Origin of the sequence: Arthrobacter sp. FW306-04-A, from assembly GCF_044358315.1 — a bacterium.
Lineage (GTDB): Bacteria > Actinomycetota > Actinomycetes > Actinomycetales > Micrococcaceae > Arthrobacter.
The window spans coordinates 2,177,572-2,193,085 of the sequence record NZ_CP084559.1 but is presented as its reverse complement, the minus strand read 5'-3'; the positions used below and the strand labels follow the sequence as shown (position 1 = coordinate 2,193,085).

The following is a 15,514-nucleotide window of genomic DNA, read 5'->3' as shown; positions in this document are numbered from 1 at the left end:
ATCTTCACCAAACCATTGATTCGCTAAAATTTTTCACTATAGTTATGTGAGTCAGCTCACCGAGAGAAAGCTGGATCATGACCAACGAGATCATCGCGGCACCTTCACCGGCCGGCACGAGCGCACTTCTTGCAACTGTCGGCAACAAGGTCCGCACCATGCGCAAGGACAAGGGAATGACGTTGTCCAAACTCTCGGAGATCACTGGCCTCAGCCCGGCGATCGTGAGCCAGATCGAGCGTGGACTGGCTAATCCGTCATTCACTACCTTGGCGCAACTGGCTCACGGCCTGGACATTCCTGTGGGGAAATTCTTCCTCGGCCAGGAAGAAACCAGATCGCCCGTTGTCCGCAAATCCGAGCGTCGAAACCTCAAAGGCGTTACTAAGAAGTCCGTAGGAGAGGCAGTCTATGAGCTGCTCACCCCGGATCTCAACGGTGCGCTGGAGGCCCAATGGATCGTGAGTCCGCCAGGCCACGACACCAGCGCCACCCCTTTCCGCCACAGCGGCGAGGAATTCGGCATCATCCTCTCGGGAAAGAAGGACATTTTCCTTGACGGTGAGTGCTACACACTTGAGGCGGGCGATTCGATTACTTTCTCGTCGGACACTCCTCACTGGTACAAAAACAGCTACGAAGAGGTATGCGTAGCGATCTGGGTCAACGCGCCACACGTGTGGTGATCAGCCGGCCCTAGCCGCCGTCGCCCGGGTACACCTACGCGTCCGGACTCTTCGGTGTCCGTTCGCAAACATCTCCATTACCGCGTTCGGGTCCCTCAGGACCTCTACTCGTCATGCCCTCCGCCAGGTCTAGTTCGCTGCTTGCGTCCCAGCGGGCTTCCCCTGAGCACCTCTTCTATACCCCGGCAACCGTTCCAACGGCATGCCTGCCGGGAAGTAAGGATCCTCCACCATGAACCCCTTTGCCACCACATCGTCACTGGAGCTCAGTACGACGACGGCGGATCTCACCGCACCAGTCATTTCCCGCTCGGACGTCCTCGTGGTCGGCGGTGGTCCCGCCGGCGTGGCCGCGGCCGTCACCGCAGCACGTTCCGGCGCATCCGTCACGCTCCTGGAGCGTTACTCCTCGCTCGGTGGCCTTGCCTCCGGCGGCATGGTCCTGGTGCTCGACGACATGATCAACGGCCAGGAAATCACGGTCACCGGCATCGTTTCGGAGTATGTGGAACGCCTGCAGAAGCTCGGCCTGGCGATTGTCCCGCCTGCCGATGACCGCAAGACCTCCGAGGAACTCTGGAACAAGTGGGGCCGCTATGGCACCTTCGACTTCCACTCCCACACCAACCCCAAGCCCATCTGCTACGCCGCAGCCTTCGATCCCGACGGCTGGAAGCGCGTCTCCAACGACCTCGTCCGCGAGGCCGGCGTCAACCTCCGCCTGCACTCGTGGTTCTCACGCCCGATCGTGGACAACGGCGTCATCAAGGGCGTCATTTGCGAGACCAAGTCCGGCCCGCAGGCCTTCATGGCGGACATTGTCATCGACACGACCGGCGACATCGACGTCGCCTCCCGTGCCGGCGCCAGCCACATCAAGGACAGCTACCTCACCACCCTCGTCTTCCGCCTGGGCAACGTAGACACCGCCGCCGCGGAGGCCTTTGAACAGGCCAACCCGAAGGAGGCCCGCGCCATCAACCGCACCATCAAGCGCCTGCTTGGCGGCGCCTGGGAACTGTGGTGGCTCAAGACCCCGATCGACGGCGTGGTCTGGTGCAACGCTCCCCATATGACCGGGTACGACGGCGTGGACCCGGCGGACATGACAGCCGCCGAGTTCGCTGCGCGTGACCGGATCACTGAGGCAGTGGAATACGTCCGCGCCCACCTGCCGGGCTTCCAGAACTGCTACATGCTCGACGTCGCGTCCCAGATGGGCGTGCGCCAAACCCGCCTGCTCGAGGGCGAGTACGTCATGACGAAGGAGGACGTCACCTCCCGCCGGCACTTCGCGGACACCGTGGCACGCGGCCGTGACTATTACTACCCTTACCGCTCGCTGCTTCCCAAGGAAGTGGACCAGTTGCTCGTGGCCGGCCGCCACTACTCGGCCACCCCGGAGGCTCAGAAGATGTCCCGCGAGATTCCCCCGTGCATGGCCATGGGCCAGGCAGTCGGCGTCGCTGCCGCCCTCGCCGTCGAAAACGGCGTCACCGTCCGTGAGGTCTCCGCACTGGACATCCAGGAGGGCATGCGCCGGCACGGCGCGGACCCAGGCGACGTCCCGTCGTCGAACGCTACCCTCGACAACGAAGCGGTGGTTGGGGCATGAGCACCGACACCCTTCTCAATGAGCTTGAGGAAACCACGACGGCGGTCGCCGCCGCGGCCAAGCCCACCGGCATCCCGCTCCCCCTCGACGGAATCAAGATCGTGGACTTCACGCAGGTGTTCATGGGACCGTCCTGCACTCAGCTTCTGGGCGATTACGGCGCGGACATCATCAAGGTGGAACGTCCGGGCGCCGGCGACATCTCGCGCAACTCGTTTCCGGACAAGGACGGCCAGGACAATCCGATCTTCCTGTCCATCAACCGCAACAAGCGCAGTATCTCGGTGGACACCCGCACCGACGAAGGCAAGGCAGTCCTCAGGCGTGTCATAGCCGACGCCGACGTCGTCGTCAGCAATTTCCGTTCCGGCGTGATGGAGCGGATGGGCTTCGGCTATGAGGAACTCAAGGCCGGGAACCCGGGCATCATCTGGGCCTCCGGCACGGGCTTCGGCCCGGTTGGCCCTTACTCGCACAAGGGCGGCCAAGACGCGATCGCGCAGGCCTATTCGGGCGTGATGTGGCGCCGCGAATCAGACGACGTGAAGCCGTCCATCTATCCCACCACGCTGTGCGACTACATCACAGGCATGCACCTCATGCAAGGCATCTTGCTGGCATTGCGCACCCGGGAGACCTCCGGTGTCGGGCAAAAGGTCGAGGTGACGATGTACGACTCCATGCTTCACCTGCAGATGCAGGAGGCGTGCATGCAACTCAACCGCGGCTACGAGGTCAACTGGGGCGCCATGCCGCTGAGTGGTGTCTTTGAAACCACCGACGGCGCCGTCTGCATGGTGGGAGGCTTCACCCCCGACCCGCTCGCACGGATTTCCGAAGCGCTGGGACTGGACGAGGACCTTACCCAGCGGCCGGAGTTCGCCAACCTGGAGCAGCAGTTCAAGCACAAGCCCGCCCTCCAGGCTATTTTCCGGGAGCGCATCGCCACGAACACCACCGAGTACTGGACCAACCAGCTGGAAAGTCAGGGCCTGCTCAATGCGCCCGTCCACACCCTGGAACAGGCCTTGGCCGATGCCCAGACAGAGGCCAACGGGATGATCCTGGAAGCGGAACACCCGGGCGTCGGCACCGTCAAGATGCTCAATGCCCCCATTCGCTTGTCTGCTACCCCGCCCACCGTCCGCCGCGTGGCACCGCGGCTCGGCGAACACAACGTGGAAGTCCTGCTCGAGAACGGCTTCGACAAGGAGACCATCGAGCGCCTGCAGAAGTTGGGGGTCCTCCGGTGACTGCTTCGATAGACGAGAAGTCAGGACAAACAATCTCAGTTCCCAACACAGTTGACCAGGTCACGCTGACCATCGAGAACCACGTGGCCACGGTGGTCATCGACCGCCAGCACGTGCTCAACGCGGTGGACGGGACTGCCCAGGCCCGACTCAATGACATCTGGAACCAGATCGAAGCAGATCCTGACGTGCGCGCCGTCGTCATCACCGGCGCCGGGACGCGGGCGTTCTGCGTCGGGGCGGACATGTCCGCCTCTGCCGTGGACAAGACCGGCCTGCAGTACTGGGCGGAGCTTGACCCCAACGGTTTCGGCGGACTGAGCCTGCGCACGAGCCTGGACATTCCGGTCATTGCACGGGTGAACGGCTATGCGCTTGGCGGCGGCATGGAGATCGTGCTCGGCGCCGACATCATCGTCGCCGCGGACACGGCCCGCTTCGGCCTCACCGAACCGCGCGTCGGACGCTTGGCGCTCGACGGCGGAATCCACCAGCTGGTGCGCCGCGTCCCCTACACCCAAGCGATGGGCATGCTCCTCACCGGCCGCAAGGCCGAGGCTGCCGAGATGCAGTCGATGGGCCTCGTCAACGAAGTTGTTCCCGCAGATGAGCTCGACGCCGCCGTGCAGCGCTGGGTGGACCAAGTGCTGGCCTGCTCACCCAGCTCCGTCCGGGCCGTCAAACAGATGGTCAGCAGGACCAGCCACCTCAGTGCCGCGGAAGCCCGCGGCCTCAGGCTGCCCGCCCTCATGGCCGCCTTGGACAGCGAAGACTCCGCCGAAGGTGTGCGCGCCTTCCAAGAAAAGCGCCCGCCAGTGTGGCCGGGCCGCTAGATGCGGCGCGAACAAGTGCAAGACACCGAACTTAAGCTTGAACGGAAGGACAAACCAATGCGGGAATCACTTGCACCCGGAGTGTGGGGCGTCGTCGCCACGCCATTCCAGGGCAGCACCCTCAACCTGGACACCGACAGCTTGGCCCGGTTGGTGGAGCACTATGAATCCATCGGCGCCACGGGGCTGACTGTCCTGGGTGTCTTCGGTGAAGCCGCCGCCCTGACCGCAGCGGAGCGCAGCCTGGCGCTGGAAGTGGTAGTCGAAGAAACCCGATTGCCCCTTGTGGTGGGAGTGACCTCGCTCTTCACCGGCACCGCGGTCGAAGAAATCCGCGCGGCCCAGGCCGTGGCCGGAGACCGGCTCGCGGCAGTCATGGTTCAAGCCAATTCGGCACGCCCGGAGGTGGTGATCGCGCACCTCAACGCCATCCACCAATCCACCGGCGCCAAGGTAGTCCTGCAGGACTACCCGGTGGCCAGCGGCGTCAGCATCAGCACGGAAGCACTTATTTACGTAGTCCAGACGTGCAAGTTCGTAGTCGCGGTAAAGGCCGAGGCCCCGCCCACCAGTGTGGCCATCGCCCAACTGACGGCCGCCGTCGACGTCTCCGTGTTCGGCGGGCTGGGCGGACAGGGGCTGTTGGATGAGCTGATGGCCGGCGCCGCAGGCGCCATGACAGGGTTCTCCTTCCCGGAAGCCCTCGTGGCCTGCGTCCGCGCATGGCAGTCCAACGGCTACGACGCCGCCCGGGACGCACTGCTCCCGTATCTGGCTCTCATCAACTTCGAGCAGCAGGCCCGGATCGCGTTGGCGGTCCGGAAGGAGTGTTTCCGTGAGCGGGGCCTCATCAAGGACTCCGGCGTCCGCCCGCCTGCCGCTCCCTTCCCCGAGGTCCTCAGGAACGGAATGCTGACGCACCTCGCCGAAGCCGCCCGTGCACTCTCGCTTACCCCAACCGCCCACACAGCAGGAAGGCTCTAATGGACTTCGGAATCAGCGGCAAGAGCGCGTTCGTCGCCGCCTCAACAGGAGGGCTGGGCCTAGCCGTCGCCCGCGCCCTCGCTGCCGAGGGCGTCCGGGTGGCCATTACCGGCCGCCGCGGCGAGCTGGCCGAGAAGATCGCGGCGGAGCTGCAGGCCGACGGCCACAGCGCCGTGGCTGTCGAAGCGGACCTGAGCGCCGCCGTCGGAGTGACCGACGCCGTCGAACGCGCCGTGGATCTGCTCGGTCCCATCGATATCCTGGTGCTCAATGGCCCCGGTCCCAAGCCAGGAGCCGCGGCGAGCCTTGGCGCCGATGACATCGCTGCGGCGTTCGATTTGCTCGTGAAGCCGCACCACGCGCTTGTCTCGAAGATCCTGCCAGGGATGCGGGAGCGCCGCTGGGGGCGAATCCTGGCCATCGGATCCAGCGGAATCGTGTCGCCGCTGCCAAACCTCGCCGTCTCCAATACGGGCCGTGCAGCATTGGCCGGTTACCTCAAGACCCTTGCGGCTGAAGTAGCGCTCGACGCTGTCACGGTCAACATGCTCCTGCCCGGACGCATCGGCACAGACCGCGTCGCCGAACTGGACCGAGTGGCAGCCAGGCGCCGCGGCACCACACCCGAGGAAATCCAACTCGAATCGCGCAAGACCATCCCGGCCCGGCGATACGGCGAACCCGAAGAGTTCGGTGCCGCCGGCGCGTTCCTCTGCAGTGCCCCGGCCTCGTACATCACCGGCGTCGCGCTTCGCTGCGACGGCGGCCTGATCCGGAGTCTCTAAGCCCCGATCTCCGCCCGAACAGCCTTACTGCCCCATCCCAACTGCATAAGCCAAAGGATTACCATGACTTCCACCGCGACCGAATCCGCGACGTCCACCCGCCAGGATGTAGCCGTTGCGCAGCATCTCATCAACGGCGAATGGACTGGAGAGCCCGGAACCCAGCGAATCAACCCGGCCCGCCCGGACGAACTCGCTGCACTCTCCCCGAGTGGTACCGCCGACGACGTCGACGCAGCCGTCACTGCGGCCACCGCCGCCCAACCGTCGTGGACAGCCTTGCCCGCCCCGGCCCGCGGCGCCATCCTCATGACCGCGGGCAACCTGCTCGCGGACCGCCAAATCGCCATCGCAGAGGACCTGGTCCGCGAGGAAGGCAAGACCCTCGCCGAGGCCATGGGAGAGGTCAAGCGCGCCTCGGACGTGCTGCGCTTCTTCGGCTCCCTCGGCTGGGCCGCCAGTGGCGAAGTACTGCCCAGCGGGCTGCCGGACACGACCATCACCACCCGGCGCGAGCCGCTCGGCGTCGTCGGCCTCATTACCCCGTGGAACTTCCCCATTGCCATCCCGGCATGGAAAGCCGCCCCCGCACTCATCAGCGGTAACGCCGTGGTCATCAAGCCGGCCGAACTCACCCCGCTCTCCGCGACGCACCTGGCCCACGCCCTGCGGGACGCCGGACTTCCCGCCGGAGTATTCAACGTGGTGCACGGCAAGGGCCGCGTGGTTGGCGACGCCTTGGCGCGCGATCCCCGCATCGCCGGGCTGTCTTTCACCGGATCCACCAAAGTGGGGCTCGGGCTCCAGGAAATCCTGAACGCCCGCCGTGCCCGCGTGCAGCTGGAAATGGGCGGCAAGAACGGCGTCCTGGTCCTCGACGACGCCGATCCGCGCAAGGCCGCTGCGGTAGTCGCGGCCGGTGCGTTCGGACTCACCGGCCAGGCGTGCACGGCGACGTCCCGCGTCTACGTCACCCCGGGCATCCGCGACGCCTTCCTTGAGGCGCTGGTTGCCGAGGCAGCCAAGTACACTGCCGGTGACGGTCTCGACGGCGCCAAGATGGGGGCAGTGGTGAGCAGCCAGCAGTTCGAACAGGACCAGGCAGCGGTGCGCACCGCCGTCGAACGCGGCGCCACCCTCCTGCACGGAGAGTACGACGGCGACTCCTCCGGTGCGCTGTTCTTCCCGGCCGCTGTGCTCACCGATCTTCCGTTTGACGACGCTGCCGTGACAGAGGAAATCTTCGGGCCGGTGGTTGCGGTTCTTGAGGTTCCCGACTACGAAGCTGGCCTCGCCGCGATCAACGATTCCCGCTACGGCCTCACGGCCGGCATCTGCACAGATTCTTTGGCCCTGGCCACGGATTTCGCCGCGCGGGCGCAGGCAGGCGTGATCAAGGTCAACCGCCCGACGGCGGGCCTGGACTTGAACGTGCCGTTCGGCGGCGTGAAGGACTCCTCCACCAACACCTTCCGCGAACAGGGCAAGTCTGCGCTGGACTTCTTCACCTGGGGCAAGACCGTCTACACGGGTGTGTAGCGCGCCATGACATACGTGATCGCGCAGCCCTGCGTGGATGTCAAGGACAAGGCCTGCATCGACGAATGCCCGGTGGACTGCATCTACGAAGGCGAACGCTCGCTCTACATCCATCCATCCGAGTGCGTGGATTGCGGTGCGTGCGATCCTGTCTGTCCGGTCGAGGCGATCTACTACTCCGACGATGTCCCGGAGGAGTGGGCCGACTACGTCCGGGCCAACGTGGAGTTCTTCGATGACCTCGGATCTCCGCAAGGAGCTTCGGTGCTCGGGAACCTCGGTCGGGATCACCAAGTGGTTGCGGAGGCGCGGGTCTCCGCATAGGCGCCGGGCTCTATCCGGCCAGCCTGGCCTGGATCGCCTGCCGAAGGGCTTCCAGGCTGGGGAGGCCCGAGAGGCCTCCGACCGTAGGGTAGACGCGACACGTCATGGCCGGTTCGGCCGTCGACGGGAAGAGGTCGACTCCGTCCAGGGTGAACGTCGGGGATCCGTGGAAGCCGGACACGGTGGCTTCTTGGTCCGTCATGATCTCCCTGACTGCTATCAACGCAGGATCTGCCCCGTCCAGTTCCAAAGCTTGGGAAAACAGTTCCCGGGCGGCGGATCCGTGCGGGCAGTCCTGGATGGTGAGCAATTCAAAGTCCATACCCTCATTATCCGCTCCGGTGACGTCAGCCTGTCAGGAGGTCGGCATGCTGGGCCACGACGACGTTCGGGTGTGCCCGAAGCCGGTAGCGGAGGGCGTTGTCACCGTAGGTTTCAAGAATCGGACTGTTCGTCGGGTCCACCGACAGGCCGCGGGCCTTCGCTTGAAACTCCGGGCTCACCGCAAGCTGTGGCATTCTCGCGTCCAGCGCAGGATTGTAGAAGAACGGCAGGGATATCCGGTCAGTGCCTCGAAGGGGTGAGATCACGCGATGCAGGGTTGCCTTAAGGTAGCCGTTCGTGGCCAGTTCCAGCATTTCGCCGATGTTGACCACGAATGTTCCCGGCACCTGGGGCGCGTCGATCCACTTCCCTTGATACTCGACCTGGAGGCCGCCCTTTCCGGGCTCCACGAGGAGGAGCGTCAGCACGCCTCCATCGCGGTGGGACCCGACGCCCTGCTTGGGTTCGGGATTGGATTCCCCCGGATATCGAACAATCTTGAGCACCGGGAAAGCCCGCGCGGCGAACGCAGCGTCAAAGGTGTCCTCCGGCGCTCCGAGGGAAACCGCCAGGGCCCGCAACAGGGTGAGGGAAATGGCACTCAGCCGTTCGGTCCATTCTGAGACAATTTCCCGCATTTCCGGGAGCACAGCTGGCCACAGATTGGGCCCTTCCAGGCGCCAATAGTCCGCAACGTCCGGCCCCGGCTCCACAGCGTCACGCTCGACGCCGATGTCGATCTGCTCGCGCCAATCGACCCCCCCGTCGGTGAGCTCGCCGCCGACACGGGTGTAACCCCGGAACTGGGGGCTGTGGACATTCTCGATCGCGAGTTTTTCTTCCTCCGGCAACTCGAAGAAGCGCCGCGACACATCGAGGATAGCGTCTGTCAACTCCTGCGGGATGCCGTGCCCGGCCAGGTAGAGAAAGCCAATCTCGTGCATGGCATTGCGGAGTTCGTCACGGAACCGGGCCGCCTCGTCTGGTCCGGCATTCAAACGTGAAAGATCGAGTACGGGCAATGTATCGAGTGTCAATGCACTACGTCCTTTTCATCGAATGTCGCACGAGTGTTCACGCGGCGCCTCAGGCCGGCACTTTGGGGCGCCATACGCCGAAACGGTTGCCATCCGGGTCCAGGAGGTGCGCGAACTCGATAGCGCCGTTGTCAACGAACGGAAGGACCACACTCGCACCGAGAGACTCGGCCTTGGCGATCGCGGCCTTCACATCATCGACTTGCACGTAGAAGATCGCCCAAGACGTCCCTTCAAGCGAGGTGGTGTTCCATAGACCGCCCTTGTCGCCATTCACCATCTGGTAGCCAGCGGACGAGGACTCACCAAACGTCCAGTCAAAGAGCGAGCCGTAGAACGTCCGCGCACTGTCCGGATCAGGCGATCCGACTTCGAAGTAGTTCACTATGGAGGCCATCGCTGATTTCTCTCCCCTTCTGTCGTGAGTAAGATGGAAGGCCGCCCCCCGGCAGACCGGGGGGCGGCCTTCCGAATAGCTAGGGCATGACCTTGTAGAGATCCACGACGGTCTCTTCCGGGGGCGACTCGAATCCACCCTCGATGCCCGCCTGCATGCGAGGCATGAGAATGCCGTCGCGGAATTTCTCCCAGCTCTCCTTCGACTCATGGACAGCCATGATCGTCCAACCGCCTGCTGACGGGCCTGCGGCGTGGAAAGTCTGACCGTCGGGCAGGAGCCCCTCTCCGGGGTGAACAGCGGCAATTGAGGCCTCGTATTGGTCCTTGGTGCCTCCTGGGAAGAAGTGCACGACTCCGTATGGTGCGGTGTCCATATCTGCTCCTTGAATGGTCTAGACGGGTGGACATGCCAAGCAATAGACCCCGCCACCCGGGATGTCAAGGCGTTTTCGCCGTCGGGATCAAAGTCCGGAACTTAGGTCCAGAATTCGTCTGCCTTGGCCGTCTCCTCGAAGTACTCCCGGCCCTCGACAACCTTTCCGTCGCGGAGTACGAAGGAGATGGCAGTTGCAACGTCCAGGACTTTTCCGTCGCTTTCAGCGTGGCTTTGCTGTAGCCCCACGGTGTGGTTTTCTCCGCCGACGATGTCCTCGACCGTCGCGTGGAAAGAGCCCTGGGAACGCGCTCCCAGCTCGCCGAAGTAGGCCAGGATGGCGTCGCGTCCTTGCTTCGTCCCGGACAGCACGCCGCTTCCAGCTGCGTACCAGACTGCGTCCTCCGCGAACAGCTCGCTGAGTGTCGCCAGATCACCTGCATTAAAGGCCTCGTACCCTCGCCGGACCAATTCAACGTTTTCTGTAGCTCCCATGTCGGATACCTCTCCGTCATCCTTGTCGGTCAAATGGGACGGCTTAAGGCTATTCCTGGCCCGGGTGCCTGTCGATGGGATTCAGCAAGCTCGGGCACTGGTCCGACTCCTGCAAGCGGTGGTTCAGTGGCAGGCTTAATCACAATGAACTCGCATGGAGGGCAAGCCGTGACTGACACTGCTGAGGCCGTTCTTCACGACGGCACGACGATCCCCATAACCATCCAAGGAAACGGGCGCGCGCTGATAGTCCCGGCCCGCATCACTCCGTATCTGCCCCAGGAAGCCGAGACGATGCGCCGGTGGGGCGCTGATCCAGATCTGGGACCCACGCTAGTGAACGGCCTTGCGCGATCAAACCGTGTCGTCGTTGCCGATTACGAAGGGCACCGGATGGCGCACCCCGCACCGGACAGCCTCACCCCAGGAAATGTCTCCGCAGATTTCCTTGCCATCGCCGATGCCGCTGATGCTCGCACCTTCGCCTACTACGGTTACTCATGGTTGGCACTTTGCGGGTTGCAACTCGCCATCCGATCGGACCGCCTCTGGGCACTGGCCATGGGCGGATATCCGCCCCGCGATGGACCCTACGAGAGCATGCTGGCGGTCACCCGGGCAGCGCACTCGATGGCCACACAATCCGCCAATCTGGTTCCTTCACCGGCCACCGCGGCGGAACCCGGCGACTGGGACTCGGTACCCGTCCAAACAAATGAGGCACAAACCCGCCAATTCGTCACCCTCTACGAGGCCCTCCAGGACTTCGACGATTCCTCCGCCTCGGTCCCGCGGGATTTGCCGAGGCTCGCGTTCGCCGGCGCGGACGACCGGATCGACTACGGACCCGCATGGGGAAATGTCCACGTAAAGATCGGTGAGCCCTTGGCGTTACACAAGCAAACCCTTATTGAGGCCGGATGGGATGTCCAAGTGCTCCCCGGTCTAAACCACGTCAGCGCGATGCACAGCTCGGTCGTCTTGCCGATTCTGGACGACTGGCTTCGGAAGGTCGCCGGTGGGACGATGAAGCGGTGAATCCCTTCTTCGATTTTCTCAGCCATTACTGGTGGCTGGTCTTTCCTTTGAGCGGTTTGGCTGGCGGATGGGCGCGGTCCTGGTCAAGGGCCAGCGAACGGCGGCATCGCCGTCGGGTGGAGCTCTACCGGCTCCAGAACCAAGCGGCGCAGGCGGAGCAGGCCAGCCAGGCCGAGGTCATCCGGCTGCAGGAGGCTCACGACGCAGTGAACCGGCGATGGCTGGAATACGAGCTTGACGTCGGAAAACTCATTGATTTTCCGGTCATGTCCGATGTGCGCGAACCGCTCACGGTGGCCTTTCTTCGGGCCAAACGGGAAGCGGACGGTTTGCGCCCTGCCGCACCCGGCGACATTACGACGGCGGCCCGGTTGGCGGAATACCGCGCGGCCGTGCGCAGCTTTGAACTGGCGTTCGATGTCGCCGAGCGGGAAGCCAAACGCGTCAAGGACAGCAACTTTTCCGAGCCCGAGCGCCAGCGGCTGGCGACCGCCAGGAAGCTGCTCAGGATCGCCTCGGACAGTGCTGCGACGCCGGCAGAGCGGCAGACCGCCTACAAGCGTGCCCGGCGCGAGTTGGATGGGCTGATTGTCCTACCCGAAGCGACCATCGCGGCTTTGGAAGAGAAAGTCGCCGGCATACTCGATGCCCCAAAGGCTCCCGACTTTCACCAAAGCTGACAAGCTCGCCTCGACTAGCGGCTGGGCGCCCTACCCGCTCGCAATCAGTGTTTGAGGCGATGAATTATCACGTACTTGTGATGCTTCCGGTGGCCAGTCTTGCCGCGAGGCGGAGTCAGGCCGAGAGGGGGCAGTCCAAGAGCTTTCCGCCTGCGGGACAGACGAATGTTTACGTAAACCAGGAAGACGATGAAACCCAGCGACGGGACGAGCAGCACGAATAACCACGGTAAATTGCCCACGGCGCGCCTCCTATGCCCAGTTTCCGGCCGGCCAGACTGGACGTCAAGACACGCCCAAGGGCTAGCCATGCGGGTACGCTCGGCGTAGTTTTTTTCTCATCAGGACACCCGCATTGGCTGCCAGTCGGCACCTATCAGGAGGTCAGCATGGACAACTTTCTCCGACGCGGCGGACTCGAAGTCCCGGAGCCCGTCCGACGTTTCCTTCAAGGCGAAGCCGACCCTTCGCTTCGCACCGAGCAATATCAAGAAGGCGACACCCTGGTCATCAGAGTGGATCTGCCGGGAATCGACCCCGAGAGAGACGTTGACATCAGCGTCTCCGACGACACTCTCCACATCGACGCGCGGAGGGAGGAGAACGCCGAACACGTAGCCAAGAAGGGCTATCGCAGCGAACTTCGCTACGGCGAACGCTCTCGTAGCATCCCGCTTCCCAGGGGTGTGAGCAAGGACGGCATCGTGGCCACGTACGAGGACGGTGTTCTCGAAATCCGCGTTCAGCTGCCCGAACAGTCGGAGTCCCCCACCGCGAAAATCCGCGTTGTCCGTCCGGGTGGCCGCGAAGCAAATCAGTCTTCAGGGGAGCCAGAGAACTTAGTCACCTGAGGGTGTAGATCCTCGACCTAGATCCTCAAGGACGGTGGCCGGCATTGCGAGTACAGCGACGACGGTGAGCGCAGCGCTCACAAGCACGGCGAGAAATACCGCAGCAGAGGCGAACATAATCGCCTGGGAATTTTTCCCTCCACCGGGGCTGCCAGCGTAGATTGCATTGGCCACGGCTCCGAAAACGGCTACGCCGAGAGAGCTGCCGATGGATCGCGCGAAGAGGTTGGTGCCCGTCACGACTCCGCGCTCGTGCCAATCGACACTGGACTGGGCGGCGATGAGGCTCGGGGTTGCAAGGAGTCCCAGTCCGAGCCCGGCGACAAAGCAACTGGCTGCGACGAGCACAAGGTTCGGTGTGTAGGCCGTGATGGCAAGGGCCGCCGAACCGATGAGAGTAACTGTGATCCCGATCAAGGCGGTTGCCCTGAAGCCGATGCGAAGGTAGAAGCGGCCCGACTGCGAGGCGCTGATCGGCCAACCAATTGTCAGGGCAGCTAGGGAGAGGCCTGCCACAACTGGTGAGACCGAAAGTGCCCCTTGAAGGAAAGTGGGAACGTAGGAGGTTAGTCCAAGCACGATTGCTCCGGCACCGAAGGAGATCAGGGCGGTCGTAGCGAGGAGGCGCCTCGAAACGACCCACGGCGGAAGGACAGGCTCGGCCGCTCGTCGCTCGACCAGGACGAAGGCGACGAGCAAAACTAAACCAATGGCGAACACGGCGACGCTAATTGGAGAGTCCCAGGCCCACGCCTGGCCACCCTCCAGGGCTCCGAGGATGGTCAAGGTCAGCGTGGCCGCAAGAAGAGCGGCTCCGAGGTAGTCGACGCGGTGCTTTACTCGTTCGATGTTCTCGTGGAACCTTTGAACCAGCATCCACGCAGCCAGGAGGCACAGCGGAATGTTGACCAGGAAGATCCCGCGCCAAACTCCGAGCGAAGAGAACACTCCACCAAGGGTGGGGCCCACAACAGACGAGGTTGCCCACACGCTAGCGAGGTAGCCCTGCACCTTCGCGCGCTCAGCCAGCGTGTAAATATCTCCAGCGATGGTAATGGCAACGGGCAACACCGCGCCGGCACCTAGGCCCTGCACGACGCGGAACGCGATGAGCATGGGCATGCTCCACGCCAGCCCGCAGAGTATCGACCCGAGCAGGAAGAGCCCAATGCCAGTGAGAATGATCGGCTTGCGACCTGCCATGTCCGAGAGTTTTGCGTAAATCGGAACCGAGACGGCCTGCGCAAGCAGATACGCGGAGAAGAGCCAAGGGAACGAAGAGAAACCTCCGATTTCTCGCACAATCGAAGGCACCGCCGTCGCCACGATTGTAGCGTCGATCGCGACGAGTCCGCTCGACAGCATCAGGGCTATGAGTACCGGACCCCGCCTGGAACGGAAGCCGATGCCTTCGGTTGGAGTTGCCATCTCATGACCCATCGTGCGGCTCCCTTGTGTGATCACGCTAGGCGCATCCTTGTCGGGACGCAACGACGACATCCGGCAAGCCTCCGAGATCTACCAGTACGGATCGACGGGTACGGATCGGCAAATGGGCGGCCCTGTCATTCCCCTATGCCCCGGCGTATCCTGATTACGCTTCCGGCACCGGTCTCGGCCGGCATCTTTTTCTGCACCCACTCAGTTAGGCGCTCGCCATGGAGATGAACATTAGGAACCACTGGGACAAACTCAGCCCCGAAACGCGGCACTGGCTCACCGACAACCCCGGATGCGTGGTCTTGCCCCGCACCATCACGGAAATAATCCATCAGGAAACCGGCGTCATTCCGGACTCCGACCAGCACAGCCAAGTCAGCCTCTCCCCCGAGGACCTGAGCTTCATCCGGGCCCAGTCTGAAGGAGTCCTGTTCCGGCCGGAGTAACCGGCACTGTCAGCCCTCGCCGCCTTCATCCGTTGGCGCCGGCCGATCGGCTGATTTACGTAGTGGTCCTACTGCTCCGGCCGCGCCGTAGTCTCCCTCAGCGTCCTGGCCGATTTCCGATTCGGCAGTGCTTCCTGGAACGGTTCCCGCGGTCTTCTTTGCCGGCGGATCCATAACCTCAACCGAGATCAGTACCAGGCCGAGGTCCCGGACCTTCATGAGCAGCCCATGCAGTGCCGCCTGGTCCGGGACGAAACCTCCAAGGCTTGTGGTGCCATCGCTTTCGTGGGTCAGGGTGAAATCACTGAACCAGGCAGACCAGTGACCGTCGATGTGCCCGTCGACCCGAAGCTGATAGGCCGCGGGCACGTGACGGCTGCTGGAGTACTTCATGAGAACGGCCTCGCGGAGG

The 15,514-nt window shown here is 63.6% G+C and carries 19 protein-coding genes; 12 read left to right on the top strand and 7 right to left on the bottom strand.

Annotated features, from left to right (window positions below):
* Nucleotides 1-77: 77 nt before the first annotated feature.
* The 8 genes from LFT43_RS10045 (at nucleotide 78) to fdxA (ending at nucleotide 8,019) form a co-directional block, all read left to right on the top strand.
* On the top strand, nucleotides 78-686 hold the full coding sequence (locus LFT43_RS10045; protein ID WP_395802815.1) for a helix-turn-helix domain-containing protein: 609 nt from the start codon (nucleotides 78-80) through the stop codon (nucleotides 684-686).
* 232 nt (nucleotides 687-918) lie between these two features.
* On the top strand, nucleotides 919-2,301 hold the full coding sequence (locus LFT43_RS10040) for an FAD-dependent oxidoreductase (RefSeq protein ID WP_395802813.1): 1,383 nt from the start codon (nucleotides 919-921) through the stop codon (nucleotides 2,299-2,301).
* A complete protein-coding gene (locus tag LFT43_RS10035) occupies nucleotides 2,298-3,554 on the top strand; it encodes a CaiB/BaiF CoA transferase family protein (protein WP_395802811.1) in 1,257 nt (418 codons plus the stop codon). Before LFT43_RS10040 ends, LFT43_RS10035 begins: the two co-directional genes overlap by 4 nt.
* The gene (locus LFT43_RS10030; protein ID WP_395802810.1) at nucleotides 3,551-4,387 is read left to right on the top strand and encodes an enoyl-CoA hydratase-related protein; all 837 of its coding nucleotides are present in this window, start codon (nucleotides 3,551-3,553) and stop codon (nucleotides 4,385-4,387) included. Before LFT43_RS10035 ends, LFT43_RS10030 begins: the two co-directional genes overlap by 4 nt.
* A 57-nt stretch (nucleotides 4,388-4,444) precedes the next feature.
* Complete coding sequence (locus LFT43_RS10025) at nucleotides 4,445-5,371, top strand: dihydrodipicolinate synthase family protein (RefSeq protein ID WP_395802808.1); 927 nt, start codon at nucleotides 4,445-4,447, stop codon at nucleotides 5,369-5,371.
* Nucleotides 5,371-6,156 carry an SDR family oxidoreductase gene (locus LFT43_RS10020; protein ID WP_395802806.1) on the top strand — a complete coding sequence of 262 codons (786 nt, stop codon included), beginning with the start codon at nucleotides 5,371-5,373 and terminating at the stop codon, nucleotides 6,154-6,156. The genes LFT43_RS10025 and LFT43_RS10020 overlap by 1 nt, the downstream gene beginning before the upstream one ends.
* A gap of 63 nt (nucleotides 6,157-6,219) precedes the next feature.
* Complete coding sequence (locus LFT43_RS10015; protein WP_395802804.1) at nucleotides 6,220-7,695, top strand: aldehyde dehydrogenase family protein; 1,476 nt, start codon at nucleotides 6,220-6,222, stop codon at nucleotides 7,693-7,695.
* A gap of 6 nt (nucleotides 7,696-7,701) precedes the next feature.
* Nucleotides 7,702-8,019: a ferredoxin gene (gene fdxA / locus LFT43_RS10010; protein WP_395802802.1), complete on the top strand. Its 318-nt coding sequence runs from the start codon at nucleotides 7,702-7,704 to the stop codon at nucleotides 8,017-8,019.
* 10 nt (nucleotides 8,020-8,029) lie between these two features.
* Here fdxA and LFT43_RS10005 read toward each other — a convergent pair whose 3' ends face one another.
* The 5 genes from LFT43_RS10005 to LFT43_RS09985 all read right to left on the bottom strand — a co-directional run bounded on the left by LFT43_RS10005 (nucleotide 8,030) and on the right by LFT43_RS09985 (nucleotide 10,647).
* Complete coding sequence (locus tag LFT43_RS10005; protein WP_395802800.1) at nucleotides 8,030-8,341, bottom strand: hypothetical protein; 312 nt, start codon at nucleotides 8,339-8,341, stop codon at nucleotides 8,030-8,032.
* 25 nt (nucleotides 8,342-8,366) lie between these two features.
* On the bottom strand, nucleotides 8,367-9,380 hold the full coding sequence (locus tag LFT43_RS10000) for an isopenicillin N synthase family dioxygenase (RefSeq protein WP_395802798.1): 1,014 nt from the start codon (nucleotides 9,378-9,380) through the stop codon (nucleotides 8,367-8,369).
* Nucleotides 9,381-9,429: 49 nt separating this feature from the next.
* Entirely contained in the window at nucleotides 9,430-9,777 is a 348-nt protein-coding gene (locus LFT43_RS09995) for a VOC family protein (RefSeq protein WP_395802796.1), read from the bottom strand.
* Between the two features lie 79 nt (nucleotides 9,778-9,856).
* Entirely contained in the window at nucleotides 9,857-10,153 is a 297-nt protein-coding gene (locus tag LFT43_RS09990; RefSeq protein WP_395802794.1) for a hypothetical protein, read from the bottom strand.
* Nucleotides 10,154-10,254: 101 nt separating this feature from the next.
* Nucleotides 10,255-10,647, bottom strand: a complete 393-nt coding sequence (locus LFT43_RS09985) for a nuclear transport factor 2 family protein (protein ID WP_395802792.1) — start codon at nucleotides 10,645-10,647, stop codon at nucleotides 10,255-10,257.
* A gap of 168 nt (nucleotides 10,648-10,815) precedes the next feature.
* Between LFT43_RS09985 and LFT43_RS09980 the strand changes: the two genes are divergently transcribed.
* The 3 genes from LFT43_RS09980 to LFT43_RS09970 all read left to right on the top strand — a co-directional run bounded on the left by LFT43_RS09980 (nucleotide 10,816) and on the right by LFT43_RS09970 (nucleotide 13,216).
* The gene (locus LFT43_RS09980) at nucleotides 10,816-11,685 is read left to right on the top strand and encodes an alpha/beta hydrolase (protein WP_395802790.1); all 870 of its coding nucleotides are present in this window, start codon (nucleotides 10,816-10,818) and stop codon (nucleotides 11,683-11,685) included.
* Nucleotides 11,682-12,365, top strand: coding sequence for a hypothetical protein (locus tag LFT43_RS09975; RefSeq protein WP_395802788.1), 684 nt, complete (start codon nucleotides 11,682-11,684; stop codon nucleotides 12,363-12,365). The genes LFT43_RS09980 and LFT43_RS09975 overlap by 4 nt, the downstream gene beginning before the upstream one ends.
* Before the next feature lie 389 nt (nucleotides 12,366-12,754).
* On the top strand, nucleotides 12,755-13,216 hold the full coding sequence (locus LFT43_RS09970; protein WP_395802786.1) for an Hsp20/alpha crystallin family protein: 462 nt from the start codon (nucleotides 12,755-12,757) through the stop codon (nucleotides 13,214-13,216).
* Here LFT43_RS09970 and LFT43_RS09965 read toward each other — a convergent pair.
* Entirely contained in the window at nucleotides 13,205-14,644 is a 1,440-nt protein-coding gene (locus tag LFT43_RS09965) for an MFS transporter (RefSeq protein ID WP_395802784.1), read from the bottom strand. The genes LFT43_RS09970 and LFT43_RS09965 overlap by 12 nt on opposite strands.
* Nucleotides 14,645-14,874: 230 nt before the next feature.
* Between LFT43_RS09965 and LFT43_RS09960 the strand changes: the two genes are divergently transcribed.
* The gene (locus LFT43_RS09960; protein ID WP_395802782.1) at nucleotides 14,875-15,102 is read left to right on the top strand and encodes a hypothetical protein; all 228 of its coding nucleotides are present in this window, start codon (nucleotides 14,875-14,877) and stop codon (nucleotides 15,100-15,102) included.
* A 9-nt stretch (nucleotides 15,103-15,111) separates the two neighbouring features.
* On the opposite strand, the gene LFT43_RS09955 is transcribed toward LFT43_RS09960, so the two are convergent.
* On the bottom strand, nucleotides 15,112-15,495 hold the full coding sequence (locus LFT43_RS09955) for a hypothetical protein (protein ID WP_395802780.1): 384 nt from the start codon (nucleotides 15,493-15,495) through the stop codon (nucleotides 15,112-15,114).
* Nucleotides 15,496-15,514 lie beyond the last annotated feature (19 nt).

Excerpts from the sequence above, each read along its gene's own strand:
- LFT43_RS09990 (WP_395802794.1), bottom strand. The coding sequence starts at position 10,153 with ATGGACACCGCACCATACGGAGTCGTGCACTTCTTCCCAGGAGGCACC.
- LFT43_RS10040 (WP_395802813.1), top strand. The coding sequence starts at position 919 with ATGAACCCCTTTGCCACCACATCGTCACTGGAGCTCAGTACGACGACG.
- LFT43_RS10045 (WP_395802815.1), top strand. The coding sequence starts at position 78 with ATGACCAACGAGATCATCGCGGCACCTTCACCGGCCGGCACGAGCGCA.
- LFT43_RS09985 (WP_395802792.1), bottom strand. The coding sequence starts at position 10,647 with ATGGGAGCTACAGAAAACGTTGAATTGGTCCGGCGAGGGTACGAGGCC.
- LFT43_RS10020 (WP_395802806.1), top strand. The coding sequence starts at position 5,371 with ATGGACTTCGGAATCAGCGGCAAGAGCGCGTTCGTCGCCGCCTCAACA.
- LFT43_RS09995 (WP_395802796.1), bottom strand. The coding sequence starts at position 9,777 with ATGGCCTCCATAGTGAACTACTTCGAAGTCGGATCGCCTGATCCGGAC.
- LFT43_RS10005 (WP_395802800.1), bottom strand. The coding sequence starts at position 8,341 with ATGGACTTTGAATTGCTCACCATCCAGGACTGCCCGCACGGATCCGCC.
- LFT43_RS10015 (WP_395802804.1), top strand. The coding sequence starts at position 6,220 with ATGACTTCCACCGCGACCGAATCCGCGACGTCCACCCGCCAGGATGTA.
- LFT43_RS10025 (WP_395802808.1), top strand. The coding sequence starts at position 4,445 with ATGCGGGAATCACTTGCACCCGGAGTGTGGGGCGTCGTCGCCACGCCA.
- LFT43_RS10035 (WP_395802811.1), top strand. The coding sequence starts at position 2,298 with ATGAGCACCGACACCCTTCTCAATGAGCTTGAGGAAACCACGACGGCG.
- LFT43_RS09965 (WP_395802784.1), bottom strand. The coding sequence starts at position 14,644 with ATGGCAACTCCAACCGAAGGCATCGGCTTCCGTTCCAGGCGGGGTCCG.
- LFT43_RS09960 (WP_395802782.1), top strand. The coding sequence starts at position 14,875 with ATGGAGATGAACATTAGGAACCACTGGGACAAACTCAGCCCCGAAACG.
- fdxA (WP_395802802.1), top strand. The coding sequence starts at position 7,702 with ATGACATACGTGATCGCGCAGCCCTGCGTGGATGTCAAGGACAAGGCC.
- LFT43_RS09955 (WP_395802780.1), bottom strand. The coding sequence starts at position 15,495 with ATGAAGTACTCCAGCAGCCGTCACGTGCCCGCGGCCTATCAGCTTCGG.
- LFT43_RS09970 (WP_395802786.1), top strand. The coding sequence starts at position 12,755 with ATGGACAACTTTCTCCGACGCGGCGGACTCGAAGTCCCGGAGCCCGTC.